At 38.4% G+C, this 18092-nt stretch carries 18 protein-coding genes; 14 read left to right on the top strand and 4 right to left on the bottom strand.

Annotated features, from left to right (window positions below):
- Nucleotides 1–2 precede the first annotated feature (2 nt).
- The 9 genes from CWB62_RS01210 to CWB62_RS01170 are packed head-to-tail and all read left to right on the top strand — an operon-like array spanning nt 3 to nt 8427.
- Nucleotides 3–1328 (top strand): aminotransferase class III-fold pyridoxal phosphate-dependent enzyme, encoded by a 1326-nt coding sequence (locus CWB62_RS01210; protein WP_058403521.1) that lies wholly within the window; start codon nt 3–5, stop codon nt 1326–1328.
- Nucleotides 1328–2080, top strand: coding sequence for a cytidylyltransferase domain-containing protein (locus tag CWB62_RS01205; protein WP_058403520.1), 753 nt, complete (start codon nt 1328–1330; stop codon nt 2078–2080). Before CWB62_RS01210 ends, CWB62_RS01205 begins: the two co-directional genes overlap by 1 nt.
- A gap of 17 nt (nt 2081–2097) precedes the next feature.
- Nucleotides 2098–3153 carry a pseudaminic acid synthase gene (gene pseI, locus CWB62_RS01200; protein ID WP_138528762.1) on the top strand — a complete coding sequence of 352 codons (1056 nt, stop codon included), beginning with the start codon at nt 2098–2100 and terminating at the stop codon, nt 3151–3153.
- Nucleotides 3154–3155: 2 nt separating this feature from the next.
- Nucleotides 3156–4526 (top strand): FAD-dependent oxidoreductase, encoded by a 1371-nt coding sequence (locus CWB62_RS01195; RefSeq protein ID WP_138528760.1) that lies wholly within the window; start codon nt 3156–3158, stop codon nt 4524–4526.
- A 25-nt stretch (nt 4527–4551) separates the two neighbouring features.
- On the top strand, nt 4552–5481 hold the full coding sequence (locus CWB62_RS01190) for a glycosyl transferase (protein ID WP_235591403.1): 930 nt from the start codon (nt 4552–4554) through the stop codon (nt 5479–5481).
- On the top strand, nt 5474–6142 hold the full coding sequence (locus CWB62_RS01185) for a class I SAM-dependent methyltransferase (protein WP_058403516.1): 669 nt from the start codon (nt 5474–5476) through the stop codon (nt 6140–6142). The genes CWB62_RS01190 and CWB62_RS01185 overlap by 8 nt, the downstream gene beginning before the upstream one ends.
- Entirely contained in the window at nt 6133–7068 is a 936-nt protein-coding gene (locus tag CWB62_RS01180; protein ID WP_058403515.1) for a DegT/DnrJ/EryC1/StrS family aminotransferase, read from the top strand. The genes CWB62_RS01185 and CWB62_RS01180 overlap by 10 nt, the downstream gene beginning before the upstream one ends.
- Nucleotides 7049–7693, top strand: a complete 645-nt coding sequence (locus CWB62_RS01175) for a class I SAM-dependent methyltransferase (protein WP_138528758.1) — start codon at nt 7049–7051, stop codon at nt 7691–7693. Before CWB62_RS01180 ends, CWB62_RS01175 begins: the two co-directional genes overlap by 20 nt.
- Entirely contained in the window at nt 7684–8427 is a 744-nt protein-coding gene (locus CWB62_RS01170; RefSeq protein ID WP_138528756.1) for a WbqC family protein, read from the top strand. Before CWB62_RS01175 ends, CWB62_RS01170 begins: the two co-directional genes overlap by 10 nt.
- Here CWB62_RS01170 and CWB62_RS01165 read toward each other — a convergent pair.
- Genes CWB62_RS01165 through pseB form a run of 3 tightly spaced genes read right to left on the bottom strand, consistent with a single transcriptional unit; the run spans nt 8419 to nt 11441 of the window.
- Entirely contained in the window at nt 8419–9276 is an 858-nt protein-coding gene (locus CWB62_RS01165) for an aldo/keto reductase (RefSeq protein ID WP_058403513.1), read from the bottom strand. The two genes, CWB62_RS01170 and CWB62_RS01165, sit on opposite strands and share 9 nt — an antisense overlap.
- The gene (gene pseC, locus CWB62_RS01160; protein WP_138528753.1) at nt 9273–10424 is read right to left on the bottom strand and encodes a UDP-4-amino-4,6-dideoxy-N-acetyl-beta-L-altrosamine transaminase; all 1152 of its coding nucleotides are present in this window, start codon (nt 10422–10424) and stop codon (nt 9273–9275) included. Before pseC ends, CWB62_RS01165 begins: the two co-directional genes overlap by 4 nt.
- A gap of 15 nt (nt 10425–10439) precedes the next feature.
- Nucleotides 10440–11441 (bottom strand): UDP-N-acetylglucosamine 4,6-dehydratase (inverting), encoded by a 1002-nt coding sequence (gene pseB / locus CWB62_RS01155; RefSeq protein ID WP_058403511.1) that lies wholly within the window; start codon nt 11439–11441, stop codon nt 10440–10442.
- Between the two features lie 185 nt (nt 11442–11626).
- On the opposite strand from pseB, the gene CWB62_RS01150 reads away from it, so the two are divergent.
- Nucleotides 11627–12400, top strand: a complete 774-nt coding sequence (locus CWB62_RS01150; RefSeq protein WP_138528751.1) for a flagellin N-terminal helical domain-containing protein — start codon at nt 11627–11629, stop codon at nt 12398–12400.
- A 161-nt stretch (nt 12401–12561) separates the two neighbouring features.
- Entirely contained in the window at nt 12562–13998 is a 1437-nt protein-coding gene (locus tag CWB62_RS01145) for a sigma-54 dependent transcriptional regulator (protein ID WP_138528749.1), read from the top strand.
- Between the two features lie 284 nt (nt 13999–14282).
- Here the strand turns inward: CWB62_RS01145 and CWB62_RS01140 are convergent, their stop codons facing one another.
- Nucleotides 14283–14876 (bottom strand): DNA-3-methyladenine glycosylase I, encoded by a 594-nt coding sequence (locus CWB62_RS01140; RefSeq protein WP_138528747.1) that lies wholly within the window; start codon nt 14874–14876, stop codon nt 14283–14285.
- Between the two features lie 131 nt (nt 14877–15007).
- Between CWB62_RS01140 and CWB62_RS01135 the strand changes: the two genes are divergently transcribed.
- From CWB62_RS01135 to fliE, 3 genes are all read left to right on the top strand, one after another.
- Nucleotides 15008–16120, top strand: coding sequence for a sensor histidine kinase (locus CWB62_RS01135; RefSeq protein WP_138528745.1), 1113 nt, complete (start codon nt 15008–15010; stop codon nt 16118–16120).
- Nucleotides 16117–17583 (top strand): sigma-54-dependent transcriptional regulator, encoded by a 1467-nt coding sequence (locus CWB62_RS01130; protein ID WP_138528743.1) that lies wholly within the window; start codon nt 16117–16119, stop codon nt 17581–17583. Before CWB62_RS01135 ends, CWB62_RS01130 begins: the two co-directional genes overlap by 4 nt.
- A 158-nt stretch (nt 17584–17741) precedes the next feature.
- Nucleotides 17742–18074: a flagellar hook-basal body complex protein FliE gene (gene fliE / locus CWB62_RS01125; RefSeq protein ID WP_138528741.1), complete on the top strand. Its 333-nt coding sequence runs from the start codon at nt 17742–17744 to the stop codon at nt 18072–18074.
- Nucleotides 18075–18092: the final 18 nt, after the last annotated feature.

Below are 18092 nucleotides of genomic sequence, written 5' to 3'. Positions count from 1 at the left end.
ACATGTCATCAAAAAGCAATTCGGGTGCTGAGCTGTGGCAAAAAGCCAAAAAAATTATTCCAGGTGGGAATCAATTACTTTCAAAGCGTGCCGAAATGTTTTTACCCGATCAATGGCCTGCCTATTATAAAAAGTCTAAAGGCTGTGAAGTTTGGGATTTAGATGATAACCATTACTATGACTTCTCTATTATGGGAATTGGTACTAGTTCTTTAGGTTACGCTAATGATGAAATTAACGATGCGGTGATAAGTTCGATTTCTAACGGAAGTATGAGTAGTTTGAATTGCCATGAAGAAGTTGAATTAGCAGAAAAACTTATTGAAATACACCCTTGGGCGGGAGCTGTCCGCTTTACTCGTACTGGTGGGGAATCGTGTGCGTTAGCAGTGCGAATTGCCCGTGCCTATAGTAAAAAAGATGTTGTTGCCTTTTGCGGCTACCATGGTTGGCATGATTGGTACTTAGCAACAAATATAACTGACGCTGAAAATTTAGATGAGCAATTATTACCTGGTTTAAGGCCTGCTGGTGTACCTAAGCAATTACAAAATACTGTGGTGCCATTTAAAGAAGGTGATATTGATGGCTTTAAGGCAATCATAGATGCTCACGGTGATAACCTTGGCGTTGTTATGATGGAAGTTTTTCGTCATGGGTTGCCGGATGTTGCCTTTCTTCAAGCTGTGAAAGATTTAGCTGTTGAACATAACATTGTTGTAATTTTTGATGAAATATCCTCAGGGTTTAGACTCAACACAGGGGCTTCTCATCTTTTAACATCGATAGAGCCAGATATTTGTGTACTAGGAAAGGCACTGGGTAACGGCCATCCAATAGGGGCTATAATAGGTCGTTCTGAAGTGATGGATGCAGCGCAACAATCTTTCATTAGTAGTTCTTATTGGACCGAACGAGTTGGCTTTACAGCTGCGTTAAAAACATTAGAAGTATTTCAAAGAGATAATATTCCCAAACGCTTAAATGAAACTGGCGCAAGACTAAAATCTCGAATTGAAGAAGTCGTCACTCAAACAGGCTTTAACCTAAAAATTATAGGTATTGATAGTGTCCCTATATTTATATTTCCAGGTGATCATGCTTTGGCATTAAAAACACTATTTACCCAAGAAATGCTTAAAAGAGGATTTTTAGCGAGTAATGTTATTTACCTTTCGATTGCCCATACCGATGAGCTTTGCGATAAATATATTGATGCAATGAGAGATGTTTTTTATTTTCTTCAGCAGTCGCTAGACAGTAATGCAGATATAGAAAGCCTAATCAATGGGCCGGTATGCCACAGTGGCTTTCAAAGGTTAAATTAATGAAATCAGTTGCTGCATTTATTCAAGCAAGAATGGGGTCGTCAAGATTACCAGGCAAGGTGTTAAAAGAATTAAATGGGATCCCCGTTATTTTGCACATTGTAATGCGTTTAAAGCAATCTAGGTACATTGATAATATTGTTCTTCTTACTTCTTTTAACGAAGAAAATGATAAGTTGGTTAAGTTAGCCAAACGCCATAATATCAACGTGTTTAGAGGTTCAGAGGATAATGTTTTAGCGCGTTTCCAGCAAGCAAGCCAAGCATATCCATCAGACCATATTGTGAGAATAACAGGCGATTCACCTTTTGTAGATGTTGGCGTGTGTGATTTATTATTGCAGACGTACTTTGAAAAACAGGTTGATTATGCCTTTTTGAGTGAACAATTTGCCGAAGGCGTTGATTGTGAGGTTTTTAAAACGAGCGTACTGTCTTCTTTAGATACGGCTGCACTCAGAGAGTCTGAACGTGAACACGTGACGTTACATTTTTACGAAAATAAACTAAATCAATTTTCTACCTATGAAATGCAAAACACAACAGATGACAGCAGCTATCGGTTTACATTAGATACACCTGAAGATTGGCAGGTTATTAAAGAATTAGCACGTTTTACTAACGATACTGTTAACATTAATTATCAAAATATAAAAAATATACTTGATGCTTATCCTCACATTAAACAGATTAATAGCCAAGTTATTCGTAACGAAGGGTTAGCTATTTCATTACAAAATGAACAACATTAATTAGCTTTGGACTTATTATGAAAATTAACAATAAAATAATCGATGAAAATAGTCCGTGTTACATTATAGCTGAAATGTCTGCAAACCATGGTGGAGATATAAATAAAGCGAAAAAATTAATCGCTGAGGCTAAGTTAGCCGGGGCAGATGCTGTAAAGCTACAAACTTACACGGCAGATACAATCACACTAAATTGTTCGAAGCCAGATTTTTGTTTGCCTAGCGACAACCCTTGGCAAGAACATGTGTCTTTGCACTCACTTTATCAAAAAGCGTTTACACCTTGGGAATGGCATCAGGCGCTGTTCGAAGAGGCCAAGCGTTGCGAAATTGATATATTCTCTTCCCCATTTGATGAATCTTCCGTTGATTTACTTGAATCATTAAATACACCGGTATATAAAATTGCCTCTCCGGAAATAACAGATATTCCCCTTTTGAAATATGTTGCGGCAACAGGCAAGCCTGTGATTCTTTCAACAGGAATTGCTGAGTTAGCTGACATTGAACTTGCGGTTAGTACATTGCGCAATAACGGGTGTGATAGCATTGCAATTTTAAAGTGTACAACAGCTTATCCAACCCCATTAGAAGAATGCAACTTAGCAACAATTTCCGATATAGCTAAACGATTTAATTGTATTGCTGGTTTATCTGATCATACACAAGGGATTATTTCACCGATAGTAAGTGTTACATTGGGTGCAAAAATAATTGAAAAACATTTTATTATTGATAAATCTGACGATTCAGTAGATGCCTTTTTCTCATTAGATAGAGACGAATTTTCATCACTGGTTAGGTCAGTAAGAGACGCCGAAAAAGCAATAGGTACTGTGGGCTATGACATAACAGATTCAGCGAAAAAAAATATGTTAGCTAGGCGCTCACTCTATTTTGCTAAGGATTTACCTAAGGGCCATGTTATTACAAAACACGATATCAAATCGGTTAGGCCAGGCTTTGGCTTACACACTAAGCATTTTGATGATGTAATAGGGCTGTGTTTAACAAGCGATGTAGAGCTGGGTGATAGAGTTAGTTTTGCGTTAACGAATAAGTTAAGAGGCTAGCTATGAAAACATGTGCAGTGGTCGGTGGTGGGATTTGTGGAATAACGGCAAGCATTTTGTTGCGCAAGCATTACGATCGCGTTGTATTAATTGAGCAGTCTGAATCGTTAGGTGGCTTGTTGAATTCAGTCACTGACGATGCTGGTAATTTTTACGACCAAGGTACACACATTCCAGCTAGCACCGGTGTTGCTGAAATAGACGAGATACTATTCAACCACCCTCAATTTTCTAAGAATTGGCGTACATTTAAACACCTCAAAACAGGAAATTACTTTGCAGGTAAGTGGGATTTAGAAACACAAACAATTGATGCAAGAAAATTAGATACAGCACTTTATAAACAAGGTATTGGTGAGTTTATGTCACTCACATCAGGGTCTGAGGCTAATAACATTGAGCAATATTTATGTGAAACTTTAGGTGTAGTGTTTTATCAGTACCTTGCAAAACCGGTTATTAATAAGCTTTATGGTGACGACGTAGCATTTACTTATTTAGCTAAAAATACCAGCATTAATTATTTTGGCGCTACAAGAATAAAAGCATTCAATGCATCGTTGTCACGAGTGTTAAAGCAACATCCAGAGTTTGATAAAAAGCTTGGCTATCATAGTGCTGCTGAATTTGAAACATTACTTGCAGAGCAAGGTTCATACCTTCCTAATTATTACTACCCAAATAGCGGTAAAGGCGCGCAGACTTGGATCGATCAATTACAGGCAAAAGCTGAATCTTTAGGAGTTGAAATTCGCTGTAGTAGTCAAGTGGTAGATATTGAATATCAAGATGATTTAGTTACTGCGTTTAGCCTTAACGATGGCTCACGTATTAAGTGCGACTTGTTATTTTGGAGTGCGCCGCCTGTATTTGCACTAAAGGCCGCTAATTTACCGATCGCAAATTATAAACCCATATTTAGGACCGCAAATATCTTACATTTTACGTTTGATAAGCAGCCTTTAAATAAAGAATCGCATTACCTTTGGAACTGGGACCCATGTTCGGATATTTTCAGGGTTACACTGTATAACAATTTAAGGCAAAGTGATAAGTATCAAGTATCGGCAGAGGTATTAAGGTACAAAGCAGATCCTACATACACATTAGAGCAGGGTGTTATTGATCTAAAAAATATGGGAGTTTTAACGGCTGACACCAAAATAAAAAGTGGTTGTGTACAAATAATTGATAATACTTTTCCTGTACCTACGCATGATTTTTGTACTACAACACAGATTAATTATGAAACATTAACAAATTCGTTTAAAAATATTATTGTATCGGGTAGGTTTAGTGGTCGTTGCTGGTTGTTATCTGATGTGCTAATTCTTGCTCATAAAGAATTAAAAGAGTATTGCACTGTTGGCTAATTTTATATTCTATTGTAATGGAACTATGAAAACAGGCTTTGGGCATTTATCAAGGTGTTTAAATGTTGCAAGGGCGACCTTTGCATTACAGCCTTTTAGTAATATTGTTTTTTTTGGCGACTTTGATCAATTTTCTACCCAGCGTATTAATAATTTTGGTTTCACCGTAGCAGGCAGTGACTTTACTTTTGAGCCAGATATGACGGTGCTTGCCGATAGCTATCAGTTCACTTTTGAGCAATTATTTGAGTTAAAAAAAATAGGGTTGAAGCTATGCATCATCGACGACTTTGATCAATATAATTACACTTTTATAGATCTTATTGTGAATTTTAGATTTAACGCTGAGGCGTTTTGTCGTTCAACCAATAAACATAGGTTAGGGGTACGTTACTTTTCATTTGCCCAAGAATTATTATCATTAAGGCGAAGCCGCTCACAAGGTCACTTTCAAAATAGTATTAATACTATTTTGGTTTTTATTGGCGGTAATGATCGATTTGATGTGGCTACGCATGTTGTAAATGCCTTAGATAAGCTAGTGGTAGGTAAGAAAATTATTTTATTAGATCAAAAAGCCCCTTCTATTAGTTTAAAAAATAACACTTACCAAGCATTAGAGTTTGTTGATGATATGTCTGCTGTATACAAACAAGCCGATTTAATCATTAATGGCGGGGGATTAACAAAGTATGAAGCAGGTTTTTGCCTTATACCTAACTGCGCCATTTCACAAACGAGAGAACAACATACCGATACTTTAGAACTTGCCAGAGCACATTTAACCTTTGATTTGGGTCTTGCTGAAGATGCAACGATAGAAAGCTTAACATTAAACATTGAGGGGTTTTTACACACCGGTGTTCTGGCGCAAAGAGACGCAATGTTATCATCATATTATCTCGATTCGACCGAGCAATTCGCAAAAGAAATTTTAAAGGTATCAAATGAGTGAGTTTAATTCTAAACAAGCAGAGTGGGATGAAATTGCGCGTATAAACAGTGATTTTAAAGCACAGGTTGGGCGACCCTTTGACGATACACTTTGGCAGGCGCTCATCGATGATGTTGAGCAAAAACTCATGTTCTCAGCGCAAGGTAATAGTATTTTAGATGTAGGGTGTGGTAACGGCTTACTATTATCAAAATTACACAAGTGCTCACAGTATGCAGGTGTTGACTACTCTCAAGCAATGATAGATGAAGCAAAAAAATTACTCCCTCAAGGCGTTTTTTATCAATCACAAGCGAGTGTTCTTCAATTTGAAAACAATGAGTTTGAGAGAGTACTCAGTTACAGTATCTTTCATTACTTCCCAAGCTATCAATATGCACTTGATGCGATTAAAGAAATGATACGAGTATGCAAGCCCGGAGGTATAATTTTGATTGGCGATATACTCGATAAACACTTTGAGCACGATATAAAAAGTGCAAGTGATCTGGAATATGAAAAAACGATTCCGTTGATACATCGTTATTCTCAGTGGCGCTTTTTTTCTTTTGAGCAATTGAAAACTGATTTACAGCATTGTGTTAAGAAAGTAGAAATACTGACTCAACCAGAAGGTTTTCCTTTATCTCGTTATCGCAAGGATTTGAGGTTATGGGTTTAACTCGATTACAGAGCCTTATTGCTACTGCATTTGACCGCCAGCATGCATTATTGACTAGCTCTGGAAGCTTTGCGCTTATAACTGCACTCAATGCCTCACAGGCTCCAAAGGGTAGCTCAGTAATAATGCCAGCAAGCTGTTGCCCGATTGTTTTGTTTGCTATTCAAATGGCAGGTTACAACGTTATTTTGGCTGATGTTTCGTTGTGCTCTTTGTCTATGGAGGTCACTAATATAGAAGCTGTTTTTAATGATTCTGTATCAGTAATAGTGGCCGTTCATGGTTACGGACACTATTGTAAAATTGATGAAATAGAAAAGTTTGCAAAACACAATAACATTACACTAATAGAAGATGCATGTTTGGTGTATGGCAGTAAATACAAAGGCAAACCGTTAGGTAGCTTTGGCGACTTCTCTATTTTAAGTTTTGGGTATGATAAACCTATTGATAATCAATATGGCGGAGCTATTTTAACTAACTCTGAGCGGCTATTTGAATGCGCTAAGGAGTTTTTAAACGAGAATAAAATGGCTCAATTTAGTGACGTAAAACCGTTAGAAGTATTAAATGGCCGCTTTTTAAATTTAAATAAGCAAATGCAAGTGCGAAAAGAGAATGTAGATTATCTGCAAAATAATATTACTAATTCGCTTTTTGTAAAAGCAAGTTTTGATGCTGAAGTAACGTATTGGCGCTACCCTTTACTTATAAAAAATAGAAGTCACTTTTTAGCTAAGGCAAAAGAGAGTGGCATTATTTTTACTAAGCATTATAAATCGTTAGGTGAATTACAAACCAATGGACATTATCCAAATGCGTCACTGATTGATGATCAAATTATAAATTTATTTGTCCGTCCCGAAACACCTCAAGAGCAATTAACCAATATGGTAATGTTTATAAATGACTACCAAGACAAGTAATACTTTAAAGTCGTATTATCAGTCTCTGTATAAAGAGTATGGTGACAGCCACAAATCAGTACAGCATGTATCAAAAGAATCACAAAATATAAGATTTGCGATATTTCTGAATATGATTTCATCAAGTAGCCGAGTTATTGATTTAGGCTGTGGGCTGGGTGATATGCTTTCATATCTAAGAAAAAACGGTTTTACCGGTGAGTATTTAGGTTATGACTTTGTACCAGAGTTTATAGACGCCGCAAATGCCAAGTTTACCTCAGATACAAAAGCTCAATTCAAAGTGTTTGATATCTATGAGGATGAGATAGCACAAGGCTATGACCATGTGCTTATTAGCGGTGTGTTCAATAATAAAATGACTGATAACATGGGCTTTTTAACACTTACCTTACAAAAAAGTATTCAGCAGTGTGAGCAGTCGGTTATTTTTAATGCGTTATCGACATTTGTGGAATTTAAAAATGAGGCTCTTTTTTATGTCTCACCCTTAGAATTATTTGAATTATGCAAAACAACAATGACACCTTTTGTTTCCTTAAAGCATGACTACGTTACTAAGCCAGGTGGTTACCCTTATGAATTTACAATGCAATTAAGTAAAAGCGAAATAACATGTTACTGAGTATAATGCAGCCTACTTACTTACCCTGGTTAGGTTATTTTGGGTTAATTAACAGCGCCGATAAATTCGTATTTTTAGACAACGTAAAGCTTGAAAAAAGTGATTGGCATGTTAGAAATAAAATTAAATCGGGTAAGCAAGAGCTTATGCTGACTTGTCCGGTAAGTACCCCTAAAGGAAGAATGACAGCAACAATTGAAAACACTCAATTTGTCAGTGCAAATCCTTGGCGAAGAAAGCATCTTAAAAGCATTGCTGAAAGCTACGCAAAAGCACCGTTTTTTAGTTCCTTGTTTCCACTATTAGCTCCCATTTATAAAGACGAGAGCATTACTTGCCTGGCTCAAATGAATATTAAAATCATTAGAGTATTGATGGGGTATATGAATATAACCACACCAACATTTACTGCTTCTCAGCTTAAAGGCGTGTCTGGTGTTAAAGATGCTCGGCTAGTATCTATTTGTCATGAGTTAGAATGTAATACTTATTTATCACCAGTAGGCGCGCAGGCTTACATTGAACAAGAGACCCCAGGCGGGGCATTAGTTAAAAATGGTATTGATGTTTTTTATCAAAACTTTATTCATCCTAAATACCCACAAATTAAGGGTGAGTTTATCTCTCATTTAAGTGTGATTGACTGCTTATTTAACGTTGGGCCTGTTGAAACAGCTAAATTAATTAATACATGCACGAGAGCACATACTCACTATCAATCTCTATCAGTTTAATTGCCAAAGTGCTGGGTTAATAAAACGCTCATCAGGTAGGCTAAACTCAGATAAATCAATATTGGATAAGCTTGAAGTTAAGCAGCTTAAAATTTCATTAAGCTGTTGTTCGTTGTTTACGCCTACAACCACTTTGTCTACTTCATCAATACTAACCACATAATTTAATGCTAGTGATAACGTTGAGACATTTAAGTAATTACTCAGCGTGGTAAGCTTTTCTAGTAAAGGAGCAATAGGTTTAAAATAATCTGGGAAAGTGTCACTTTCCATTAGCAATAACCCCTGAAGAAAGGCTGAACGAGTATGAATTTCTATATCTGCAGCTTTTAGTTGTTTTAATGAATTTGATTGAACGAAGCGTTGATCAAGAATATTAAGAGGTAACTGAATTAGATCTGCAAATGCTAATACATCATTATTAAGCTGCTCGGGGGAATATAAAGATACTCCCACTTTTTTTACTTTATTATCTGCTTTAATTTGCTTTAAGCAATCAAGTGCAACAGGGAATTGACTAAAATCTTCAAAGCGATGAAGTAGTAATCCATATAAAGCGTCACAATTTAAGTCGCAAAGAGACTGTTTAACCGTTTTTGTTATAAAATCATCAACATTGATTAAATTAGATATAGGAGGAACTTTACTTACTATATTGAATGAATTTACTAGGCACTGGCCTAATTCTTTTTCAGCATTACCATAAGCTGATGCAGTATCAATGGTCGTTATATTTTCGCTTTTGGCAAGGTTCAGTATTTTTTTTATTTCTTTCTGATGTGTTTTGCCACGTGTATTACTTATTCCGTAGTCAACACCAAACTGAACAGTACCTAGTGCGAGCTTCACAGTAATTTACCAATTTCATCAATAATATAGTTCTGCTCTTGCTCTGTAAGTTGAGGATGCAAAGGGATAGTGAATGCTGTTTTATAGTATTTCATTGCGTTGGGGAAGTCGCTATCTTTAAAGCCCATTTCTTTATAAAAAGGTTGAGTGTGTATTGGAATATAGTGAAGATGACTAATAATGCCTTTACTCCTCAATTGCTCAATAATATGCCTATGAAGGTGGCAGTGGCCATCAGCAAGTTTAACTACGTATAAATGGTAGCTCGAATAGCATTTTGTAAGTTGTGTTAAATGCGAGAGTGGCATAGTTTCAAACGCATTAGAATATGAAATAGCGAGTGCGTTTCTGGTTGTAACAAATTCATCAAGTTTATCAAGTTGGCTGAGACCAAGTGCTGCTTGTAGTTCTGTCATTCGGTAATTAAAGCCAAGCTCTACTTGCTGGTAATACCAAGGGCCATGGCTTTGCTCAGTCATTTCATTTGGATCATTAGTGATCCCATGACTTCTTAAGCGCTGTAATTTTTTTGCAAGCTGTTGATTATTACTAACTGCCATACCGCCTTCGGCAGAGGTAATTATCTTTACCGGGTGAAAACTAAATACAGTGATATCTGAAAATTCACAGCAACCTACTTTATTGCCATTATATTGTGCGCCAATAGCATGTGATGCATCTTCAATGATTTTAAAACCATACTGCTTTGATAAATCGTAAATAGCTTCCATATCACACGATTGACCTGCAAAGTGAACAGGGATAACGACTTTAGGTAAGCAATTATTTTTTTTTGCGCTAATAAGCTTATCAGCAAGGGCTGGCACTGACATATTGCCAGTCGCCAAATCAATATCTACAAAGTCCACAGCAGCCCCACAGTAAAGCGCACAATTGGCTGAGGCTACGAATGAAATTGGCGACGTCCAAACAGTATCACCTTCGCTTACATTTAATGCTAAACATGCAATATGTAGAGCAGAAGTCGCGCTATTAACAGCAATACCATATTGAGCGTTACAGTATTTTGCAATAGCAGCCTCAAAAGCGGGTACTTTTGGTCCTTGAGTTAGCCAATCAGACTCTAAAACAGCTACAACGCTATCAATATCTGCTTGGCTTATTAGTTGTTTACCATATGGAATCATTTATTTTATTCAGCTTTAACTTAATGCCTGAGTGTTAAATTCTTTAATCTCATCAATCGTCATGTAATGCGAGTTATGCAGAGAGTTATATTCAAATCCTTGATCTACCTTTTTACCCTTCTCACCAATCGCGTTAACGGTAAAGTCATTACTGCGACTACTGAACTTAATACCAGGCGCAATAACAAAGTGGTCGTTGTACTCGTAGGTTTCAAAACACAAGTCTGCTGGGCACATTACTTCATGAAGTTTCTCACCAGGGCGAATGCCAATTATTTTTAGTGGTAAGTCAGGAGCCATCGCTTTGGCAAGATCGGTAATACGGATTGAAGGAATTTTAGGAACGAAAATTTCACCGCCTAACATACGTTCAAAGTTAGTCAGTACAAAATCGACGCCTTGTTGAAGGTTTATCCAAAAACGAGTCATTTCATCGTGTGTGATTGGAATATGGTCGCGCCCCTCATCAATAAACTTTTGAAAAACAGGCACAACAGAGCCGCGAGAGCAAACCACATTACCGTAGCGTACAACAGAAAAGGTAGTGCGGTTGCCACCTGCAATATTATTAGCGGCTACAAAAAGTTTATCTGATGCCAATTTAGTGGCACCATACAAGTTAATTGGGTTTGCAGCCTTATCAGTAGACAGCGCAATTACTTTTTCGACATCGTTATCAAGAGCTGCATCAATCACGTTTTCAGCGCCATTAATATTTGTTTTAATACATTCCATCGGGTTGTATTCAGCGGCCGGAACCTGCTTCAAAGCAGCTGCGTGAATAACATAGTTTACACCGCGCATGGCACGTATTAATCTGTCTTTATCTCTCACATCGCCAATAAAATAACGCATACAAGGTTGGTCAAACTCTTGTTGCATTTCAAATTGCTTAAGTTCATCGCGTGAAAAAATAATGATCTTTTTTGGATTGTAACGCTCAAGTAGCGTTTTGACGTATTTTTTCCCGAATGAACCGGTACCACCGGTGATTAAAATTGTTTTGTTATCGAACATAGTGCTACCCAAATTATTTATTATTGGCGTTATATGACACGCAAACGTGATTTTTTAATACGCATCTCAATACTTTAACCACTAAGCAAGCAAAGTGCCAAGTTAATTTAGTCTAACCATGGTACAAAGCACAAAATTTCGCAAATTAAGCTATAATTTAATCAGTCAGCACCACGGAGGCCGTTATGAAAATTCAATCACCATCAGCTAACTTTTTAAACCAAAATCAGCAAACAAATAACAAACTTGTAGAGCAACTAGCAACCGGTAAAAAAGTAAATAGTGCAGCAGATGATGCCGCAGCGTTACAAATTATTGATAGGCTTACTTCACAGCAAAATGGTTTTAGCCAAGCTGTAAGTAATGCGTATAACGGAATTTCATATACCCAAGTAAGCGAAGCTAGCTTGAGTGGTGTAAATGATGCTGTCACGCGCATTCAAGAGTTATCTGTTCAAGCGGGTAATGGTGCACTGACTGATAATGATCGTGCTTCGCTACAAGAAGAAGTCGTGCAGCTGCAAGGTCAAATTAACGACACGTTTGAAAACGCTAATTTTGCAGGGAAACCGTTGTTTAATGGTGAGCCTGTATCATTTCAGGTAGGCTCTGATGCAACACTAAACCAATCTGATGGAAGTCTTGCCCCGACGCTATCTACTATTGATATTTCGACTCAGGCTGGAGCACAAGCAGCTATCGATATAACCAAGCAAGCAAATGATGAAATAAATGCGCAACGCGCTGAGTTAGGTGCATTTCAAAATACGTTGGCAAGTACAATTAAAGGATTAGGGGTGCAGCAAGAAAATATTGCAGCTAGTCAAAGCCGAATTCAAGATACTGATTATGCGCAGGCAATTTCGCAACAAGTGTCTAATGACATTTTAGCGCAATCATCAGTTGCACTTCGTGGTCAGGCTAACCAATCTGCTGAGTCTATTTTAGGTTTACTTTAAATTTTAATACTTAATAGTTAATTCTTAAGTATTATTGATCTTACTAGTGCGTCTGTTTTTTGGCGTTTATGTCAAAAAACTGCCGCTATCACTTGCATCCGTGCTTAACTGGCTTACAATTTAGCTAATTATATCAAAGAGTGAAGCACGGCTCGCTAACTATGATCCTGATTTTAGATAATAATAACAATCGCTCTATTGGGTTAAACGCATCACTTGGTTTTATCGGTGAGGTTACTCATCGCTTAGATGAAGATAACTTTGAACAAGAGTGTGCAAAATATAAGCAGCACGAGTGCATGGTTATTTTGGGGGCTTTACAGTCACTCGATCATGAAAGCTTAATCAAGCGCTACCCAACACTTCCATTTTTATTAATTGGTGAAACGTTAAGACCGTTACTTAGCATTGCTAACGTAGTTGGGCTTATTTGCGAGCCATTTAATCACGAAGTTACCACACAGTTACTTCATGATTGCCAGCAGTATCATCGTATGTTGCCGGGGGAGCACAAAAATAGTCAGCCGCATAAGTCTTTTGATGGCCTTGTTGGTGAAACACAAGCAGTTAAAGAGGTCCGCTTTTTAATTGAGCAAGTTGCAAAAACAGATGCAAACGTTTTAATTTTAGGTGAGTCAGGTACAGGTAAAGAAGTGGTTGCGCGTAACGTTCATTTGCTATCTAAGCGAAGTACAGGGCCCTTTGTACCAGTAAACTGTGGGGCCATTCCGGCAGAGTTACTAGAAAGTGAGCTTTTTGGTCATGAAAAAGGGGCGTTTACAGGGGCTATCTCTGCTCGTAAAGGTCGTTTTGAGTTAGCGCAAGGCGGTACGCTGTTTTTAGATGAAATTGGTGATATGCCGCTACAAATGCAGGTTAAACTTTTACGCGTATTACAAGAACGAAGCTATGAGCGTGTAGGTGGCACTAAAGCAATTCAAGCCGATGTACGTGTTATTGCTGCGACTCACCGTAACCTTGAAACCATGATAGAAGCCGGTAGCTTTCGTGAAGATTTGTATTATCGGCTAAATGTATTCCCTATAGAGAACCCGTCGCTAAGTGAGCGTGCTGATGACATTCCTTTATTACTCAAAGAGTTAATGCGTCGTGTAAATGAGCAAACGGGTACTACCGCTAAGTTTACTGAGCGTGCAATTGAAAGCTTAAAAGAGCATGCGTGGCCGGGTAATATTCGTGAACTTGCGAATTTGGTTGAGCGCATGGTTATAATGTTCCCCGAAAAGGTAGTAGACATACCTGACCTACCTAATAAATACCGTTATATTGAAGTTGATGCCTATGAGCCTGAGTATCCTGAAGAACTAATGGAGAAAGATGCGTTTAACGATATATTCAGTACTGGGTTTAGTGACTATGAAAACGAACCCGAGGCAGAGTTTAATAGTAACGCCGGTGGCTTACTTCCAGATGATGGCATTGAGCTTAAAGAGTATTTAGCTGAGCTTGAAATTAGCTTAATTACCCAAGCACTTGAACGCTTTGATTATGTTGTGGCACGCGCCGCGGAAATATTAGGTGTAAGGCGAACAACGCTCGTCGAAAAAATGAAAAAGTATAACCTGTCGCGAGACTAATAATGCCTAAAAGATAAACTACTTTTTATACTCATTGTAAGCTATCACTTTACGGGCTTTGCCCGTTACGCAAGCAATCTTCGCGTCTAAAAGATAAACGCAAACTTGACCTTGGCGGTAGACGCTTAGCTTGCTCGCGTGAAAAGCGTAGCTTTTAATTACTTAAACACGCATCTTAAAAACGAAGGCAAGTGAGAAACCATAGTTAACTTACACGTTACTTCTTTAAAGCGAAGCGTCTTTTAGCCTCTTTGTGAACAGATCACTTTTATGGTTATAAGTCCTTATTCAGCAAAAGCCTTAATAATTTCTTCTTTTCTAAAACAATCATTACTATGGTCGTTAACCATACCGCAAGCCTGCATGTAGGCATATACTGTTGTAGGGCCTAAAAATTTAAAACCTCGCTTTTTTAAATCTTTTGCAAAAGCTGTTGATGCCTCAGTGATTGCGGGGTAGTCCTCGGTATTATTAAAATTGCTGACTATGGGGGTGTTATTTACAAACTGCCATTGATACGCGCTAAAACTGCCAAACTCTTTTTGAATGTTTAAAAATCGCTGCGCGTTATTTATTGTTGCTGTAATTTTTAAACGGTTGCGAACGATTGTTTTATCAAGCATGAGTCGCTCAACATCATCAGCTGTAAACAAGGCCACTTTGTTTACATTAAAGTTAGCAAATGCGTTTTTATAGCCTTGTCGTTTTTTTAAAATGGTATACCAACTCAATCCCGCCTGAGCTGACTCAAGTGTGATAAATTCAAACAGGGTTTGGTCATCGTAAACAGGCACACCCCATTCTAAATCATGGTACAAAACATAATCGGGCTTAGTGGTATCGAGCCACGGGCAGCGGTACTTATTTTGCTCACTCATCTGTATTCCTTTTTATTCGCGTCATTTTTATGTCGCGTTATTATTATTGTAAGATTATGAAAATATAGCAATTTAATTTTGGTACGTATTGTGCATTAAGCTTTGTATCTATACAAATTCGAGATTTGATTATGGCCCTTGCTAGCGTGCTAAAACCACAGTTTATTTCTGCAAATCAGTATAACCCATGTTTACTTCAAGAGGAGTACATAGGTGAATTAAGCGATCTGCGTCAGCAAGCAAGTTGGCTTTCTCATTTAGTTGATACTATGCCAGCAGGTGTAGTTGTGCTTGATGGTAAAGGAATGATTGCAAAGGCCAATCAAATAGCGATTGATATGTTGGGTGAGCCTTTAGAGGGCGAGAAGTGGTTTAATGTAATTCAGCGCTCTTTTAGACCCCACCAGGACGATGGCCACGAAGTGTCACTAAAAGATGGACGGTTAATAAAGCTTGATATAACAGCGTTAGCTCCCGAGCCGGGGCAACTTATTTTAATGACCGATTTAAGTGAAACACGCCGTTTGCAAAAGCGTGTTGCCCATATGCAGCGCCTTAGTGCGTTGGGTAAAATGGTGGCGTCTCTTGCGCATCAGGTTCGAACGCCGCTTTCAGCGGCTATGCTTTATGCTGCTAATTTAGGCTCTAAGCGCTTACCTGAGGCATCTCGCGATAATTTTCAAACCAAGTTAATGTCTCGCTTAAAAGATTTAGAAACTCAAGTAAACGACATGCTACTTTTTGCCAAAAGCGGCGATCAGCAGGTTGTTGAGCAAGTGTCTATGCAGCAATTACTCAGCGAAGTAAAGGCGGGCGCCGATGCGATGGTGACACTAAACGATAGCCACTTAGCTGTCGGTCTCCCAGAACCAGATATTCAAATAATAGGTAATAAATCCGCCATAGCCAGTGCAATTCAAAACTTGATTCATAACAGTATCCAGATCACTGGTGCTGGCGCAGAAGTGCATTTAAGTGCAGTTACCGATGAGCTAGATTCAGACTATGTGCGCATTAGCGTTGCTGATAATGGGCCCGGTGTTGATTTAAGCTTAGCAGAAAAAATATTTGAACCGTTTTATACCACTAAAAGTCAAGGTACGGGATTAGGGCTTGCTGTTGTGAGTTCAGTTGCAAACGCACATCAAGGACGTGTTGAAGTGACCAATAATAAAGGCGGTGGAGCATGTTTTAGTTTGCTTTTACCTATTCGCACCGCATCTAAATTAGAGGAATCATTATGAGTAACACTATTTTAGTTGTAGAAGATGATGCAGGGCTTCGTGAAGCCTTAATTGATACACTCGAAATGTCGGGGATTGAATGCATTGCGGCTAATTGTGCAGAGCAAGCCATGCTTTTGCTTAAAAAAGAGCAATTTTCGCTGGTGGTGAGTGATGTACAAATGGGGACTATGAGTGGTTTAGATTTACTACGAAGTATTAAGCTTAACCACCCTGAGCTACCTGTTTTAATGATGACGGCGTACGCCACCATAGATGATGCCGTTGAAGCTATGCGCTTAGGTGCGATTGATTACATGGCAAAGCCGTTTGCACCTGAAGTTTTGCTCAATATGGTAAGCCGCTACTTACCTGAAAAAGCAAAAGAGACAGACGGTCCTATTGTTGCCGATCCAAGTAGTATTCAGTTATTAGAATTGGCAAGTAGAGTGGCACGTTCCGATGCAAGTGTGATGGTGCTTGGTCCTAGTGGTTCTGGTAAAGAAGTGTTAGCTCGCTACATACATGATAAATCGAATCGATGCGATGAGCCGTTTGTTGCAATTAACTGTGCAGCAATTCCTGAAAACATGTTAGAAGCAACTTTATTTGGGTATGAGAAAGGCGCGTTTACAGGTGCAATTCAAGCATGCCCTGGTAAGTTTGAGCAAGCGCAAGGCGGAACTATCTTGCTCGACGAAATAACTGAGATGGATCTTGGATTACAAGCTAAATTATTACGCGTTTTGCAAGAGCGCGAAGTGGAGCGCTTGGGTGGACGCAAGACAATTCAGTTAGATGTACGCATACTTGCAACAAGTAACCGTGACCTAAAAGAAGCGGTAAGCGAGAATCAATTTAGAGAAGATTTATATTACAGACTTAACGTGTTTCCATTAATGTGGCGACCGCTCAATCAGCGCCCAGGGGATATTATTGTATTGGCTAAACATTTAATTGAACGCCATTTAAGCAAAAGCAAAGAGCCTATGGCTTACCTCGATAGTGGCGCAGAGAAAAAATTACTTGCTCACTCTTGGCCAGGTAATGTGCGTGAGCTTGATAACGTTATACAACGTGCGCTTATACTTAGGACTGGTAATACTATTAATGAGCATGCTATTTTCATTGAAAACATAGCCGCAACAGATTTTGTAATGACGCCTACATCGATTAGCACACAAAGTGCTAATCAGTCTCAGGCGAACACTTCTGATAAAAGTATTGAGCATGGCCCTACTAGCTCGGCTTATTATGATGAAAAGTCATCATTAGTAGAGCTGCCAAAACAAGACTTATTAGCTGTTGATACGGGCAGTTATAAAGATGAGCTCAAAGATAAAGAACACCGTATCATTTTAGAAACGTTAGCAAGATGCCAAGGTAAACGAAAAGATGTTGCTGAAACCCTCGGTATTAGCCCTCGGACTCTGCGTTATAAACTAGCGCAAATGCGCGACTTAGGTATTTCACTTCCTGCGTAGCCTCACATTTAGCCCTTGATTCAGTTATTGAATTTAAGGGCTGTCAAAACTCTGACTCACAAAATCAAACTTTAAGTTATTGAAAGTTAACAATTATTATTTGGCATGGTTTGTGCTTTATCTATATTAAGAGTTAACTGCACTGTCAGAGAAAAATTATGAAAATTCAAAATAGCGCTGTATTTCAAGAAATGCAATCAATGGCTTTAGAGGCTGGTCTTAGTAATCAAGTTGAACGACTGCCAGTAAAAACACAAGCCTCATCAACGGCTCAATTTGGCGACATGCTGTCAGATGCAATTAATACTGTGCACGGTTTACAGCAAGATGCTAAGCAAAAAGTGGTTGCAGTAGAGACCGGCGACAGAAGCGTCTCTTTGGCTGAAGCGATGATTGCATCTCAAAAATCGTCAGTGGCATTTGAAGCGACAGTACAAGTTCGTAATAAACTTGTTGAAGCTTACAAAGAAATCATGAACATGCCTGTTTAACTAGGTAGTGGAGAATTA

This window comes from Pseudoalteromonas sp. S408, assembly GCF_005886645.1.
Classification (GTDB): domain Bacteria; phylum Pseudomonadota; class Gammaproteobacteria; order Enterobacterales; family Alteromonadaceae; genus Pseudoalteromonas.
The sequence above is the reverse complement of the archived record's forward strand: the minus strand, read 5'-3'. Positions and strand labels throughout refer to the sequence as shown.

Bases quoted from the DNA above. Each gene is read 5' to 3' on its own strand.
- CWB62_RS01210 (WP_058403521.1), top strand. From the start codon at position 3: ATGTCATCAAAAAGCAATTCGGGTGCTGAGCTGTGGCAAAAAGCCAAA.
- CWB62_RS01205 (WP_058403520.1), top strand. From the start codon at position 1,328: ATGAAATCAGTTGCTGCATTTATTCAAGCAAGAATGGGGTCGTCAAGA.
- pseI (WP_138528762.1), top strand. From the start codon at position 2,098: ATGAAAATTAACAATAAAATAATCGATGAAAATAGTCCGTGTTACATT.
- CWB62_RS01195 (WP_138528760.1), top strand. From the start codon at position 3,156: ATGAAAACATGTGCAGTGGTCGGTGGTGGGATTTGTGGAATAACGGCA.
- CWB62_RS01190 (WP_235591403.1), top strand. From the start codon at position 4,552: ATGAAAACAGGCTTTGGGCATTTATCAAGGTGTTTAAATGTTGCAAGG.
- CWB62_RS01185 (WP_058403516.1), top strand. From the start codon at position 5,474: ATGAGTGAGTTTAATTCTAAACAAGCAGAGTGGGATGAAATTGCGCGT.
- CWB62_RS01180 (WP_058403515.1), top strand. From the start codon at position 6,133: ATGGGTTTAACTCGATTACAGAGCCTTATTGCTACTGCATTTGACCGC.
- CWB62_RS01175 (WP_138528758.1), top strand. From the start codon at position 7,049: ATGACTACCAAGACAAGTAATACTTTAAAGTCGTATTATCAGTCTCTG.
- CWB62_RS01170 (WP_138528756.1), top strand. From the start codon at position 7,684: ATGTTACTGAGTATAATGCAGCCTACTTACTTACCCTGGTTAGGTTAT.
- pseC (WP_138528753.1), bottom strand. From the start codon at position 10,424: ATGATTCCATATGGTAAACAACTAATAAGCCAAGCAGATATTGATAGC.
- pseB (WP_058403511.1), bottom strand. From the start codon at position 11,441: ATGTTCGATAACAAAACAATTTTAATCACCGGTGGTACCGGTTCATTC.
- CWB62_RS01150 (WP_138528751.1), top strand. From the start codon at position 11,627: ATGAAAATTCAATCACCATCAGCTAACTTTTTAAACCAAAATCAGCAA.
- CWB62_RS01145 (WP_138528749.1), top strand. From the start codon at position 12,562: ATGATCCTGATTTTAGATAATAATAACAATCGCTCTATTGGGTTAAAC.
- CWB62_RS01140 (WP_138528747.1), bottom strand. From the start codon at position 14,876: ATGAGTGAGCAAAATAAGTACCGCTGCCCGTGGCTCGATACCACTAAG.
- CWB62_RS01135 (WP_138528745.1), top strand. From the start codon at position 15,008: ATGGCCCTTGCTAGCGTGCTAAAACCACAGTTTATTTCTGCAAATCAG.
- CWB62_RS01130 (WP_138528743.1), top strand. From the start codon at position 16,117: ATGAGTAACACTATTTTAGTTGTAGAAGATGATGCAGGGCTTCGTGAA.
- fliE (WP_138528741.1), top strand. From the start codon at position 17,742: ATGAAAATTCAAAATAGCGCTGTATTTCAAGAAATGCAATCAATGGCT.